The following is a 13,096-nucleotide window of genomic DNA, read 5'->3' as shown; positions in this document are numbered from 1 at the left end:
TTTTTGTCACAAGATAGTCATACTTTGAATAGCAGTACTGCTGCCTTTTAAAGTAAAAATTATTTTTATAATTAGGGTTTAAAATGGGTATCTTGACACAAATATCGAGCAAAATTGATCATCTGCATAGTGGTGAACAATGGCATATTACTGCTCAGGATTTATTAATCAGCCGTGCAGATTTCCAGTCGCTTTATATTTACCTGACCAAAGAAGCTGAAAAAGGTACATTTTCTTTAGCACCGGTTGCCGAAGCCAGTCCACGTTTAGGCGGTACCTCTGTCACAGTGATCAAGCACTAAGGTCAGCGAATTTCTCCCCGCAAGATAAAAGTCCACCCCGCGTGGGCTTTTTTGTGCATGCGGTTTCTCTGCACTGTTGCTATTAAAAAATATGCCCCAGCCACGACAGGATATTACCCAGCCCGTAACCGATGACCAATAAAGACACAATCCAGATAATACCACCGGCAATGTTATAGGCCGTAAAGCTGGCGATGGGCATATGTCCGGAACCGGCGGCAAACGGCGCGAAAGAACGGACAAAAGGAATAAATCGGGCAATAAGAATAGTTTTACCGCCATGCTTCATAAAATAGCGGTTGGTTTTGACGATATATTCCGGTTTGAAATAGCGCGAATGGTCATTAAAAAACTTCAGCCCCAAGACCTTGCCGGTATAGTAATTCACGCTATAGCCAAGAATAGAGGCCAGGCACAGTAAAATCGCCATATAGTGTAAATGCACCACATCGGTGGTTGAACATAAGGCGCCAATGGCAATCAGCAGACTGTCTCCCGGCAGGAAAAACATAAATACCGAACCGGTTTCCGCAAAGATAATTAAAAATAAAATTGCATAAATCCAGACCCCATAGTTGTTGAGCAACACAGGCAGCCACTGTTCAAAATTTAGCAAAAAATCAATCATCTACACTTAACCAACGTAAGTTACTCTGTTTCGCGCAGCCTGAATTATCGCTAAAAATAAAAAAACAGTCTAATTTTTTCAATCAGACTGTTCTGTACAGCAGCGTCAGGACTTATTTTAAGAAGCCATTTTCGGCCAGAAAGTCCATGCTGATTTTTGACTGTGCCGTGGTTTCTGCGGCTTTTTCACCGAGCAGTAAACGCTCGATATAACGCGCCAAAACATCCACTTCCAGATTGACTTTGCTGCCAGTTTTCCAGGTACCAATATTGGTACGCTCTGCGGTATGCGGAATCAGGTTCAGGCTGATTACACTGCCACGTAAATGGTTAATGGTCAGGCTGATGCCATCTACAGTCACCGAACCTTTTTCGGCCAGATATTTGGCAATTTCAGCCGGTGCAGTCACTTCAAAATATAAAGAACGCGCATCTTCACGCACCAAGGTAATTTCACCCACGGCATCGACATGACCACTGACAATATGTCCGCCAAAACGGGTGGTCGGTAACATGGCTTTTTCCACATTCACCGGCTGGCCAACTTTCCAGTTACCTAAGGTAGTCCGGTTTAAACTTTCCCGTGACACATCGGCCGCGTACCAGTTATCGCCCCACTCAATCACGGTCAGGCAGATGCCATTGGTGGCAATCGAATCCCCCAGATGGACATCGGACATATCCAGATCGGTCTGAATACGCAGGCGGACATCACCACCGACACTTTGCAGGCTGTCCACTTTGCCCACGCTTTCAATAATTCCTGTAAACATAGTCTTTTCTCTTATTGTCTCTAGTGCTTACCACAAGGCCAGTTGGGTGCTAACACCGCTGGTATCGACCCCGCCCAGCTCGGCAAAGTGATGCAACTGCCCCAGCAACTGCCGGATTGGCGGGCCAGACTTGGCATGAGTATCGGTAATCACAATAAACTCCAGTACCCGTGCGCGTTCAGACTGACGCTGCTTGCTGACCCGGTAACGTGGTACATCCTGGGTTAACAGGCTGACCCGGCCACGTTTTAAATTGGCCTGCAACAAATCCACTGCACTGATATTGCCATCGGTGGAGTAACTGGTCAGGATATACCGTGCATTAATGGTCTCTAACAGCTTCTCATACGCTTCTTTGGCGTGCTTGGACGAGTTATACGGACTCGGACGCTCTTTACGCCAGGCACGGTCAATGCCGCTCTTAAAGCCTTTGGTATCCGGGGTTGGTAAATCGACCTGATCCCACAAGGTTAAGGCATTTAACACATGATAGTTACTGCTATAAGCATGCTGGTTATATGGCGGATCTAAATACGCCACATCCACTTCAAAACCGCTCATCTGGTTGGCCAGATGCTGGGCATCAACACACCACATTTCGGCAGCCGGACGTTTCGGATCACCAATTTCACAGAAGCGGCTTGGGGTTAACCACAACAAAGATTCAATCCGTTCCAGTGCAGTCTGGGTTTTACCACCCCAGCCATGGTGGAAACTTTTAAAGACCCCGGAGGTGTTGCTGACAAAACTGGCCGAATACAACAAAGGCGCCAGCAGCGCGCTCATCTCGACATCATCAATCGCGCCTTGCGCCTGCCAGGTGGCAATCTGCTGGCGGATGGCATCAATACGCATCCCGTTACGGCGTTTAAAGAATAAACGGTCGCGGGTCGGATCATAAATTTCATCATTGCGTGGGCACAGGTTATGCGTGACCCAGCCTTTGACTTCTGGCAAACGGTTTAAATAATCAATTGCTTTCTGATAACCGCCCAGCTCTTTAAACGCCGGCGCTTCCACACAAGCCAAAATCGCATGATTCAGCGCATGGCTATACGGTTCCCAGTCATTGGCAATTACCCGATAGCCATTTTGTCGGGCCAGACGTGAAACCACGCCTGAACCGGCAAAAAAGTCAGCGAAGATCGGGGCGCGGCCGCCTTTGTTCAGGGTGCCGGTCTGCTCCAGCGCTTCCAGAATCAGATGTAACAGACGACGTTTATTCCCCAGATAAGGAACCAGCTGATGGAAAAGATATTCATCTGTCGTACGTGCGGCGTGACGACGTTTGTGATAAACCGTAGACTCTGAATTCATAACGTCTCTTGAGAAGGGGTTAACCTTAAGCGCACATCATCACCGAATTGAGTGACGTCGCAAAGTTTAAATCGAAGTTGTTGTGCCATACGCTCAAATTCTGCCTGAAACATGGCACGTGCAGACCGGCCTAACAGGGTCGGAGCCACATAACTGATCACTTCGTCGACCAATTGCTGCTGTAAAAAGGCGGTCGATAATGTTGCACCGGCTTCAATCAGCACATCATACAGCTGATACTGCTGCACCAAAGTTCGAAGTAGTTGATCCAAAGGCTGAACCTCGAGCTGGATCACGCCCAGCGCTTCCAGCTCGGCCCGATACGGACCCATCACCATCACACTGTCCGGCTGCTCGAGCAGTTTGGCGGTTAAGGGTAAGCGTCCCTGACGGTCTAGCACCAGCCGTTTCGGCTGGGCAATGCTGCTGATGTCCTGATGTATCGCCAGCTGGCGGACATTGAGCTGACAGTCATCGGCCAGTACGGTTTCAATCCCGGTAATCACCACTGCTGAAATTGCGCGCCAGTGCTGCACATCCAGACGGGCCGGATTGCCGGTAATCCATTTCGATTCACCGGAGGCCATGGCAGTACGGCCATCCAGACTTGACGCCACTTTTAAGCGGACATAAGGCTGACCCGTGGCCATGGCTTTTAAAAAGCCCAGATTCAGCTGATGCGCCTGCGGTTCCAGCACGCCTACCTCCACCTGAATTCCGGCATCGCGCAGAATCTGCACGCCTTTACCAGCCACCAGCGGATTCGGATCAGGACAGGCCACTACCACTCTGGCCACACCGGCTTCGACCAGACCTTTGGCACAAGGCGGGGTACGTCCATAATGCGCACAAGGTTCCAGAGTCACGTAAGCGGTTGCACCGCGGGCGGCATCGCCGGCATCACGTAAGGCAAATACTTCGGCATGTGGCTGTCCGGCACGCGGATGATAGCCCTCACCCACCAGCTGTCCGTCTTTAACCAGCACACAGCCCACATTCGGATTCGGTTTGGTCGAGTACTGTCCGAGTCGTGCCAGTTCAATGGCACGCTGCATCCAGATTTGGTCTTGAGTTAACTCGGACATGTCACCACTCTTGCGCGTTGAGCTTAGTATTCACGTTGCTGCATTTGTTCAATTTGACGGCGGAAGGCTTCCACATCCTGAAAGTCCTGATACACCGAAGCAAAACGCACATAGGCCACATGATCCAGCGAGAATAAAGACTGCATGACAATTTCCCCGATGGTGCGTGATTTAACATCACGTTCGCCCAGACGGCGGATTTGCAGCTGGATATCACTGAGTACCGTTTCAATCTGTTCCTGAGTCACGGGACGTTTTTGCAAGGCATGCATCAATGAACGGCGCAGTTTGGCTTCATCAAAGGGCTCATTTTTACCGTCCGATTTAATGACGCGTGGCATCACCACTTCATAACTTTCAAAGGTGGTAAAACGTTCACCACAGCTAATACATTCACGACGTCGGCGAATTTGACAGCCTTCAGCTGCCAGCCGTGAATCAATCACTTTACTGTCTGCGGCGTTGCAAAATGGACAATGCATAGTGGTTTAATTGAACAAATCCAGTTGATTTGAGAGTGTAGCAAAAAAACAGGATTTTGTAGAGTTTTACGCAATATATAGAAAAAAAACAGCCCTTTTGGGCTGTTTTACACAATATATTGATTATGCTGCTGAAAGATTATTCAACCCGTTCACCATGCTGGCTTAAATCCAGACCCATGCGTTCATCATCAGATTCAACACGGATACCAATTACCAGATCAATCACTTTCAGGATGATGAAGGTTAATACTGCAGAGTACACAATGGTGGCAATCACACCTTCCACTTGCACCCACAGCTGACCCATCAGGCTGGCAGGTGCCGCATCGCCCATAATGAATTCGCTGGCAAAGAAGGCGGTTAAAATTGCACCTACAATACCACCCACGCCATGCAGGCCAAAGGCATCTAAAGAGTCATCGGCTTTCAGGGCACGTTTCAGTGCAGTAATCCCCCAGAAGCAGACCACGCCACCAATCAGCCCCATGGCTAAGGCACCACCGACGGTGACAAAACCTGCTGCCGGGGTAATGACCACCAGACCGGCCACAGCACCTGAAGCACCGCCTAATACAGAGGCTTTACCACGGACCACTTTTTCAGTCACTAACCAGGCCAGTGCGGCTGCAGCTGCGGCAACTTGAGTCACCACTAAAGCATAACCTGCTGAACCATTGGCGCCCAGCGCAGAACCACCATTGAAACCAAACCAGCCTACCCACAGCAAGCTTGCACCCACCACAGTTAAGGTCAGGTTGTGCGGTGCCATCGATTCACGGCCCAAGCCCATACGTTTGCCCAGCATATAGGCAGCCACCAGACCAGCCACACCAGAGTTAATGTGTACCACGGTACCACCAGCGAAATCCAGCGCGCCATCATTGCCTAACCAGCCGCCACCCCAGACCCAGTGGGTAATAGGTGCATAGACCACCACCACCCAGATGGCAATGAACGCAACAAAGGCCCCAAATTTCATCCGCTCTGCAATCGAACCGCTAATAATGGCCACGGTAATAATCGCAAAGGTCATCTGGAAGATCACAAACAGAATTTCAGGAATGGTGCCACTCAAGGCATCGGTGGTAATACCGGCCAGCATGAACTTGTCTAGGCTGCCAATAAAGGCATTGCCTTCGCCAAAGGCCAAGGTATAGCCAATAATTACCCAGACCAGACTGACCACTGCGGCCGCAACAAAACTGTGCGCCATGGTGCTGAGGACGTTTTTCTTGCGCACCATACCGCCATAGAACAGGGCCAAGCCCGGAATGGTCATGAGTAGGACAAGTGCTGTTGAGACCAGAATCCAAGCGGTATCACCAGTGTCTAACACGGCTTCTTCTTCAGCCGCTGCCACTTCAGGTAAAGCAGTTTCTGTAGTGATGATATCGCTTGATTCAATAAGCGCAGGTTCCACAGTATCATTTACTGTGATTTGTTCTGAAGGAGTTGGCGCTGTTACGGCTTCTTCAGCCCAAGTAACAGAACCACCCAAAAGCGCGCCGGACAGGCCGAGCGCAAGTAGCATTTTTTTCATTCGTATCCCCCAACCTAGTTTTTGTGAGTTATTAGGTACTCAGCAAACTTCGTGCCAATTACTTAAACAGCATCTGCACCTGTTTCACCTGTACGAATACGGATGACCTGTTCCAGATTCGTCACAAAAATTTTACCGTCACCGATTTTGCCGGTGCTTGCTACACGGGTGATTGATTCAATCACTGAATCCACCATCTCATCACTAATGGCGATTTCGATTTTCACTTTTGGTAGAAAATCAACAACATATTCTGCGCCACGATACAGTTCAGTGTGACCTTTCTGACGACCGAAGCCTTTGACTTCAGTGACAGTGATCCCTTGAACACCAATTTCTGACAGTGCTTCACGCACGTCATCTAATTTAAAGGGTTTTACAATTGCAGTTACGAGCTTCATGTGTGTTTTCCTTCGGCTTATTTCACCAGTAAGGTTTTATGTTCAAATTTCATGCCAAAACTCCTAAGGTCGGGGGAAATTAGAAGTTACGGCATGTGATTTATTTATATCTTATTTTATACCTTTCTCATGCACCAATCTTCAAAAAATAAACATTTTTCTGTAGAGATTTACGATCTCCGGCATCGAATAAAACCATATTTCATCTGAAACACTATAGTCTGGGCCAGAGCAATGCTACACTGCGCTTTTCAGTCCACTGGAATGGAATTTATTATGATAGAAACCTTATTACAGGCCATCTTAGAACAGGTCGATCAACCGAAAAAAGATTTAGAACATAACCTGCGTGCCCTGCTAAACGAAGCCGTCAGCAAAATGGATCTGGTGTCCAAAGAAGAGCTGGACCGTCAGCGCACTGCACTGAATAATGCCAATCTTCGTTTAAATGAACTGCTGCAGCAGGTAGAAGCACTCGAACAAAAGATTTTGAACAAAGAATAAGCACCTTCTTAGTGCAACAAAAGACGCATAACGACCAAAAATAACGCACCAAAACGGAACATAACAACAATGTCTTTTGCCAAAATTTATACGCGGGGTCTGCTTGGACTGAATGCCCCGTCCATTGAAGTTGAAGTCCATTTAAGTCAGGGTCTGCCCTCCTTAACCATTGTCGGTCTGGCCGAAGCCGCGGTCCGTGAAAGTAAAGACCGGGTTCGCTCGGCCATTATTAACAGTGGTTTTCAGTTTCCCACCAAACGTTTGACCATTAATCTGGCCCCGGCCGATTTACCCAAAGATGGCTCACGTCTGGATTTACCGATTGCCTTAGGCATTCTGATTGCTTCCGGACAATTGCCCGAACAGGCCGCAGAAAACCTGGAATTTATTGGTGAACTGGCGCTGGATGGCCAGTTACGCCCGGTCACCGGCACTTTAAGTATTGCCATTGCCTGTCAGGCGGCCGGCCATCAACTGGTATTACCGGAACCCAATGCACAGGAAGCCGCACAATTGCCCGACTTTCAGGTGTTTGCGGCCAGTCATCTGAAACAGGTCTGTGAGCATCTGGCGCAGGCTGCGCCCCTACAGCCTTTTGCAGCAAGCTCGGAAACCCGCTTGGAACGCTATGCTTTTGACCTGGCGGATGTCAAAGGACAGCTGCGACCTCGGCGTGCCCTGGAAATTGCCGCTGCCGGTGGCCATTCCTTGCTCTTTAAAGGTCCACCCGGTACAGGCAAGACTCTCTTGGCCTCACGTCTGGCCAGTATTTTGCCGCCCCTGAATATGCAGGAAAATCTTGAAGTTGCCAGTATCTATTCAATTGCCAATACCCCACATCGCTTTGGACAGCGGCCGTTTCGAGCCCCACATCATACCGCTTCAGCGATTGCACTGGTCGGTGGTGGCTCGCATCCGAAACCGGGCGAAATTACCCTGGCTCATTTAGGTGTGCTGTTTTTAGATGAACTGCCGGAGTTTGACCGTAAAGTGCTGGAAGTATTGCGGCAGCCCTTGGAATCCAAAGAAATTGTGATTTCCCGGGCATCGCGGCAGATTACCTTTCCGGCCAGTTTCCAGCTGATTGCCGCGATGAACCCCTGCCCGTGTGGCTATGCATTTAATCAGGATATTCGCTGCCAGTGTTCTTCGGAAATGATCAAGCGTTATCAGAACCGGATTTCTGGGCCATTACTGGATCGGATTGACCTGCATATCGATGTGCCTCCTCTGCAAGCTCATGAATTACAATCTACACAACCGGTAGAAGATTCTGCAACCGTTAGGGAGCGTGTGATAACTGCCTACGAACTGCAAATGCAAAGACAGAACAAGCTGAATATGGCATTAAACCCAAAAGAATTAGAGCAATTTGCGCCACTAAATGCTCAGACCAGTAAAATGTTTGAACTTGCCCAACAAAAGTTAAATTTATCTGCCCGTGCTTATCATCGGGTATTACGAGTAGCACGAAGCATAGCTGATTTAGCTGAGAATTCAGAAATTCAGCCTCAGCATTTATCGGAAGCTTTATCTTATCGAGGTCAGCAAAGCTAAACGATTGGACAATAAAAATAAAAAAAGGCGACATTTGTCGCCTTTTTTCTATAAGAGATTAGAAGCTATAACCAAGCCCGAATACCACTTTATTCTTTTGTTTTTCATCAAAACGGTCATAACCACCAATGATGTAGTTCATGCTGGCAGTGACACCTGTATCACCCAGTGGTTTACTTAGACCGATGTCAAAATGGCGGAAGCCAAAACTTTCAGTCGTTCCTTCAATAAAGTCACCTGATTTTTCATAAGCATATAAACCCAGAGCGGTATCTAGACTGAAATCATTCGGCAAGGCGTAGCTATAAGTACCTTTAATATAAGTATCCCCCGCATTCCCCCAAGTCGTATCTTCAAGAAGGGTTTGTGCCGTAACACCTAAATCCTTATAGCTCATACCCAATAACAGCTCAAAACCATTGGATTCCACATCAGATTCATAATAATGATAGTAAGTCGTACCGATGGTTAAACCTAAGTCATCATTTACTGCATGGCTATAGCCTAGATAGAAGTTATTTTCAAAAGCATCACGTCCTTCCTCAGCCAAAGAATAATCCAGGGTAGATCCCCACCAGCCTGCATAGAAACCAGAGGCATGGGTATAATCCAGTCCACCTTGCAAGGTTGCTCCGCTATTTTCAGGCACGTTGGTAATACCACGCAGGTTATAGCTCGATAATACACCGATATTGCCAGATACTGAGTGCGGAGATGTAGGCTCATCTGCAAAAGTAAAACTGGATGCTGAAGCTACTGCTGCAACTGCTAAAGCTTTTAAAGTGAATTTCATTGTTAGATTCCCCCAACCGTCCGCAGACGTTTTTAGTTGTGTTTTTAAACTCAACTTAAGCTTTGCAATAGCTATGCCAACACTGGCATCTGTTCAAAAAGAATGATTTCAATTTTTCTTTAATTAGTTTCAACCTATTATTTTATATAAACTTTTAATATCAGATAAAAATTTAAAAACAGCATGATACTTTTTCAATCCTACTGATGTGCGGATCATTTCACTGCGTTGGGAGATAAACCAGATCATTTATATTTGCTTACATCATGCGCTATTTTGAGTCGCTTAATCATTCAAAAGCTTTTTTCTGCTTAAAAAAAGTGCAATCTTGCATTCCACTAAAATGCACTGATTCATGAGATAGTTCTAATCATAGCTTCAACGAAATGCATAAAAAATTCAGCGAGATAAATCTTTTATGTACGTTTTACTCCCTGTAAAGTGCCAAATTTTCTCTATCTTCACACTGTCTAAAACCGCATAATCACAAATTATTTTTTGAATAAAAAGTATAAACACAGTACATTAAAGCGCGAAAATTGCCTTCCTGTTTTGAGAAGCAAATTTTCTGCAATATGACCCAGGAAGGGTTTTTTACAAGAGCAAGGATTGAAACTGTATACGCTAGCGTTTGCATTTTTCTCAAAGAAAAATGGATAAAACGGTATCTTTTTTACAAATTCCCTATAAAATTCTTCCGGTTTCTGGGTTCTTTTTAAACAAATTGAAACATAACATTCTGGATGAGGCTCTCTCCCAATGCTAAACGCGAAAAAATTAACATTAGCAGTCCTGGTACAAGCTGCTTTAATTTCTACAGCTGTTGCCAGCGAGCAAAGCGAAGCTAAAGGTTTTGTTGAAGGTGCAGAAGGTTCGGTATTATTCCGTACTGGTTTTATTCACCGTGACAAGATTGACAATAGAAAAGACCAAAGCTCTTATGCACAAACCGCAATTGTTCAACTTGAATCTGGTTATACCCAAGGCACTGTAGGCGTGGGTGTGGGTGCAGTAGGTGACTGGTCATTTAAACTGGGCAGCAATAACAACTCAGCCAACAATATGATTCCACGTGACAACAATGGCGAACCATATGACCAGTGGGCTCGTGGTGGTGTCAATGTCAAAGCACGTATTTCCAATACTGAAGTACGTTACGGTACCCAAGTTCTAGACCTGCCGGTATTGGCCAGCAACACGGCGCGTTTAGTTCCAGAATATTTCACTGGTGTTTTAGCCACGAGCCGTGAAATTAATGGCCTGGAATTAACTGCCGGTAAATTTACCAAAAACCAGTTCTCTGACCAGATTGCCACCGATCAAAATGATTTAGATCGTGCCATTGTGTGGGGTGCACGTTATCAGGTGAATGATCAGCTGAATACAGCGTATTTTGGTGTAGACAATAAAGACCGTTTAGAGCGTCACTATGCCAATGTTAACTATAAGCATCCATTGGCAAACCAAAGCAGCTTAACCTTTGACTTTAGCGGTTATCATACTGATTGGGATGCAAAGGCAGACGGCACTGCTCGCACTTACTCGCATACTTCAAATGACTTTAATAACTTAAGCAACAGTATTTGGGCACTTTCAACCACCTATAATACTGGTCCACACAATATTATGGTGGCATACCAGCAAAATACAGGTAATACAGGTTATGACTATAACCTAGGTGTAGGTGTTGCAGATGGTGGCCAAACCATTTATATGCCAAACTCCTACCTGTCTGATTTCGTTGGTAACGATGAGAAATCTGTACAACTCCAATACACTTATGACTTTGCTGCAATGAATGTTCCTGGTTTAACTTGGACATCAGCCTTTGTATATGGTTGGGATATTGATGTACCAACAGCTACCGACCGTTCAATGTTATTAACTGATGATGCACAAGAACGTGAATTCTTTAACCAGGTGAAATACACCGTTCAATCTGGCTTTGCTAAAGATGCCAGCTTACGTGTACGTCATTCTTACTACCGTGCAAGCGATGAATACCAAGTAGACAGATACATTGGTGACACCAATGAATGGCGTTTATTCCTAGATATCCCGGTGAAATTATTCTAATTTCCTGACGATGGTCTAAATCAAAAAAACCTGCACACTGTGCAGGTTTTTTTATGACGTCCTCACTGAACAAGACAGATCAGTGAGGGGGAAAAAGCCGTATTATTTTGCAGCTTCAATCGCTTTTAATACTTCAGCTTTGGCAACGTCTGCGCCTTCCCAACCGGTCAATTTCACCCATTTGCCTGGCTCTAAATCTTTATAGTGGGCAAAGAAGTGTTCAACCTGTTGAATCAGTAACGGTGGAAGATCGGTATATTCTTTCACGTCTTTGTAAATTGGGGTCAATTTGTCGTGCGGTACCGCGATCAGTTTCGCATCAATACCACCGTCATCTTCCATGTTCAATTTACCGACCGGGCGGCAACGAATTACTGAACCTGGTTCAACCGGATGTGGTGTTACCACCAATACGTCTAATGGGTCACCATCTTCAGACAAAGTATTTGGCACATAACCGTAGTTTGCTGGGTAGAACATTGCAGTACCCATGAAACGGTCTACAAATAACGCATCAGAATCTTTATCAATTTCGTATTTGATTGGCGCTGCATTGGCAGGAATTTCAATGATTACATAGATATCATTTGGCGCATCTTTACCCGCTGGGATATTGCTGTAGCTCATGGCATCACTCTTTCACAAATTAAATTTTTTAAACCGCGTCAATTATAACGGGTTTCGGCTATTAATGACTTCGCGATTATACATTCATGACATAAAAATAGATATTTTGCTGTGCAATCACGCGGTCAGTTTAATCACCAGCAGCAATAAACAGATCGGGCAAAGTAACGATAATAACCAGATAATCGAGCGCAACGTCGCCCAGTTGGCCAGATAACACAGGCCGTACAGCAGACGAAACACCAGATAGGCAATGCCAAAGGTCATAATAATAAACTGCGGAATCACCATATATTCGGCCAGTAAAATGGCGGCAATAAACAGCGGCAGACTTTCAAAGCTGTTTTGCTGGGCAGCATTGGCACGCGCCGCCAGACCGGTAGTATTGGCTAAAAAAGAACGTGGATTTTGATTATCTTCAGATTTAAAGCCGCCAGCCATTTTTGCAATTACTGCAAATAAATAAGGCAACAGGCAGGCGATTAGAATCAGATAGACGATTCCACTAATACTTTGCATCTATTTTTTCTCATCGGAATTCTTCAAAACTTTATCATAGCATGGTGTTTTAAGCATAAATTTTGTTAAATAGGGTGTTTTTATTCATTGTGTAGGATTCATGATGGTCAATCCTGATCAAAAAGAAATGTTCGATGTACTTGAAAAACAGCGCCAGCATCAGCTGCAAGTCGATCGGGCCTTAAAAATTGTGATTCCCATTGTGGCCTTTTTATTAACGGTCATCTGTTCCAACCTGAATATCTGGTCGACCCTGTTTACCTTTGTGGTGCTGTGGGTGGCCCTGTATGCTGTGGGAATTAAACGTCTACCTTTATGGCACTGGGTGACCGTAATTCTGGTATATTGCCTGATTGATAATATTTTAAGTTATGGCAGCTTCCATTCCTCCGGTTTTAGCCGTCAGTTTGGCTCGATGTTTATTTTCCTCGGGGTGATGGGGGTTGGACGTCCTTACTTCGACCGCTGGCTAATGAAAAAAGAGAATTAA

Annotated in this window: 15 protein-coding genes; 5 read left to right on the top strand and 10 right to left on the bottom strand. The window is 45.9% G+C overall.

From position 1 onward, the window contains the following. Positions 1 to 83: 83 nt before the first annotated feature. Positions 84 to 302, top strand: coding sequence for a hypothetical protein (locus ACPEPR_RS04725; protein ID WP_005181560.1), 219 nt, complete (start codon positions 84 to 86; stop codon positions 300 to 302). 82 nt (positions 303 to 384) lie between these two features. On the opposite strand, the gene ACPEPR_RS04720 is transcribed toward ACPEPR_RS04725, so the two are convergent. From ACPEPR_RS04720 to glnK, 7 genes are all read right to left on the bottom strand, one after another. Further along, positions 385 to 930, bottom strand: a complete 546-nt coding sequence (locus tag ACPEPR_RS04720) for a VTT domain-containing protein (RefSeq protein WP_168384664.1) — start codon at positions 928 to 930, stop codon at positions 385 to 387. Positions 931 to 1,042: 112 nt separating this feature from the next. After that, positions 1,043 to 1,702, bottom strand: a complete 660-nt coding sequence (locus ACPEPR_RS04715) for a riboflavin synthase (protein WP_005181557.1) — start codon at positions 1,700 to 1,702, stop codon at positions 1,043 to 1,045. 27 nt (positions 1,703 to 1,729) lie between these two features. After that, positions 1,730 to 3,019, bottom strand: coding sequence for a DNA adenine methylase (locus ACPEPR_RS04710; RefSeq protein WP_005181555.1), 1,290 nt, complete (start codon positions 3,017 to 3,019; stop codon positions 1,730 to 1,732). Next, positions 3,016 to 4,104, bottom strand: coding sequence for a bifunctional diaminohydroxyphosphoribosylaminopyrimidine deaminase/5-amino-6-(5-phosphoribosylamino)uracil reductase RibD (gene ribD, locus ACPEPR_RS04705; RefSeq protein WP_160243613.1), 1,089 nt, complete (start codon positions 4,102 to 4,104; stop codon positions 3,016 to 3,018). The genes ACPEPR_RS04710 and ribD overlap by 4 nt, the downstream gene beginning before the upstream one ends. A gap of 23 nt (positions 4,105 to 4,127) precedes the next feature. Beyond that, a complete protein-coding gene (gene nrdR, locus ACPEPR_RS04700) occupies positions 4,128 to 4,586 on the bottom strand; it encodes a transcriptional regulator NrdR (RefSeq protein WP_005181550.1) in 459 nt (152 codons plus the stop codon). 139 nt (positions 4,587 to 4,725) lie between these two features. Then, on the bottom strand, positions 4,726 to 6,129 hold the full coding sequence (locus ACPEPR_RS04695) for an ammonium transporter (RefSeq protein ID WP_075174920.1): 1,404 nt from the start codon (positions 6,127 to 6,129) through the stop codon (positions 4,726 to 4,728). A gap of 62 nt (positions 6,130 to 6,191) precedes the next feature. Then, positions 6,192 to 6,530 carry a P-II family nitrogen regulator gene (gene glnK / locus ACPEPR_RS04690; protein WP_004650081.1) on the bottom strand — a complete coding sequence of 113 codons (339 nt, stop codon included), beginning with the start codon at positions 6,528 to 6,530 and terminating at the stop codon, positions 6,192 to 6,194. 276 nt (positions 6,531 to 6,806) lie between these two features. Here glnK and ACPEPR_RS04685 point away from each other — a divergent pair, with 276 nt between their 5' ends. After that, positions 6,807 to 7,034 carry an accessory factor UbiK family protein gene (locus ACPEPR_RS04685; RefSeq protein ID WP_168384663.1) on the top strand — a complete coding sequence of 76 codons (228 nt, stop codon included), beginning with the start codon at positions 6,807 to 6,809 and terminating at the stop codon, positions 7,032 to 7,034. A gap of 69 nt (positions 7,035 to 7,103) precedes the next feature. Further along, complete coding sequence (locus tag ACPEPR_RS04680) at positions 7,104 to 8,591, top strand: YifB family Mg chelatase-like AAA ATPase (protein ID WP_104473381.1); 1,488 nt, start codon at positions 7,104 to 7,106, stop codon at positions 8,589 to 8,591. A 58-nt stretch (positions 8,592 to 8,649) separates the two neighbouring features. Here ACPEPR_RS04680 and ACPEPR_RS04675 read toward each other — a convergent pair whose 3' ends face one another. Next, complete coding sequence (locus ACPEPR_RS04675; protein WP_423562026.1) at positions 8,650 to 9,384, bottom strand: TorF family putative porin; 735 nt, start codon at positions 9,382 to 9,384, stop codon at positions 8,650 to 8,652. Between the two features lie 759 nt (positions 9,385 to 10,143). On the opposite strand from ACPEPR_RS04675, the gene ACPEPR_RS04670 reads away from it, so the two are divergent. Further along, positions 10,144 to 11,460 carry an OprD family outer membrane porin gene (locus ACPEPR_RS04670; RefSeq protein WP_423562025.1) on the top strand — a complete coding sequence of 439 codons (1,317 nt, stop codon included), beginning with the start codon at positions 10,144 to 10,146 and terminating at the stop codon, positions 11,458 to 11,460. Positions 11,461 to 11,562: 102 nt separating this feature from the next. Here the strand turns inward: ACPEPR_RS04670 and ppa are convergent, their stop codons facing one another. After that, positions 11,563 to 12,087, bottom strand: a complete 525-nt coding sequence (gene ppa, locus ACPEPR_RS04665) for an inorganic diphosphatase (RefSeq protein WP_005181532.1) — start codon at positions 12,085 to 12,087, stop codon at positions 11,563 to 11,565. 117 nt (positions 12,088 to 12,204) lie between these two features. Next, the gene (locus ACPEPR_RS04660; protein WP_005181530.1) at positions 12,205 to 12,606 is read right to left on the bottom strand and encodes an MAPEG family protein; all 402 of its coding nucleotides are present in this window, start codon (positions 12,604 to 12,606) and stop codon (positions 12,205 to 12,207) included. A 103-nt stretch (positions 12,607 to 12,709) separates the two neighbouring features. Between ACPEPR_RS04660 and ACPEPR_RS04655 the strand changes: the two genes are divergently transcribed. Beyond that, positions 12,710 to 13,096, top strand: coding sequence for a hypothetical protein (locus tag ACPEPR_RS04655; RefSeq protein WP_016659719.1), 387 nt, complete (start codon positions 12,710 to 12,712; stop codon positions 13,094 to 13,096).

This window comes from Acinetobacter sp. AND/436, from assembly GCF_049546925.1.
Lineage (GTDB): Bacteria > Pseudomonadota > Gammaproteobacteria > Pseudomonadales > Moraxellaceae > Acinetobacter > Acinetobacter indicus.
The sequence above is the reverse complement of the archived record's forward strand: the minus strand, read 5'-3'. Positions and strand labels throughout refer to the sequence as shown.

Excerpts from the sequence above, each read along its gene's own strand:
- ACPEPR_RS04695 (WP_075174920.1), bottom strand. The coding sequence starts at position 6,129 with ATGAAAAAAATGCTACTTGCGCTCGGCCTGTCCGGCGCGCTTTTGGGT.
- ACPEPR_RS04685 (WP_168384663.1), top strand. The coding sequence starts at position 6,807 with ATGATAGAAACCTTATTACAGGCCATCTTAGAACAGGTCGATCAACCG.
- ACPEPR_RS04720 (WP_168384664.1), bottom strand. The coding sequence starts at position 930 with ATGATTGATTTTTTGCTAAATTTTGAACAGTGGCTGCCTGTGTTGCTC.
- ACPEPR_RS04715 (WP_005181557.1), bottom strand. The coding sequence starts at position 1,702 with ATGTTTACAGGAATTATTGAAAGCGTGGGCAAAGTGGACAGCCTGCAA.
- ACPEPR_RS04725 (WP_005181560.1), top strand. The coding sequence starts at position 84 with ATGGGTATCTTGACACAAATATCGAGCAAAATTGATCATCTGCATAGT.
- ACPEPR_RS04675 (WP_423562026.1), bottom strand. The coding sequence starts at position 9,384 with ATGAAATTCACTTTAAAAGCTTTAGCAGTTGCAGCAGTAGCTTCAGCA.
- ACPEPR_RS04660 (WP_005181530.1), bottom strand. The coding sequence starts at position 12,606 with ATGCAAAGTATTAGTGGAATCGTCTATCTGATTCTAATCGCCTGCCTG.
- ACPEPR_RS04670 (WP_423562025.1), top strand. The coding sequence starts at position 10,144 with ATGCTAAACGCGAAAAAATTAACATTAGCAGTCCTGGTACAAGCTGCT.
- ACPEPR_RS04710 (WP_005181555.1), bottom strand. The coding sequence starts at position 3,019 with ATGAATTCAGAGTCTACGGTTTATCACAAACGTCGTCACGCCGCACGT.
- ACPEPR_RS04680 (WP_104473381.1), top strand. The coding sequence starts at position 7,104 with ATGTCTTTTGCCAAAATTTATACGCGGGGTCTGCTTGGACTGAATGCC.
- ACPEPR_RS04655 (WP_016659719.1), top strand. The coding sequence starts at position 12,710 with ATGGTCAATCCTGATCAAAAAGAAATGTTCGATGTACTTGAAAAACAG.
- nrdR (WP_005181550.1), bottom strand. The coding sequence starts at position 4,586 with ATGCATTGTCCATTTTGCAACGCCGCAGACAGTAAAGTGATTGATTCA.
- ribD (WP_160243613.1), bottom strand. The coding sequence starts at position 4,104 with ATGTCCGAGTTAACTCAAGACCAAATCTGGATGCAGCGTGCCATTGAA.
- ppa (WP_005181532.1), bottom strand. The coding sequence starts at position 12,087 with ATGAGCTACAGCAATATCCCAGCGGGTAAAGATGCGCCAAATGATATC.
- glnK (WP_004650081.1), bottom strand. The coding sequence starts at position 6,530 with ATGAAGCTCGTAACTGCAATTGTAAAACCCTTTAAATTAGATGACGTG.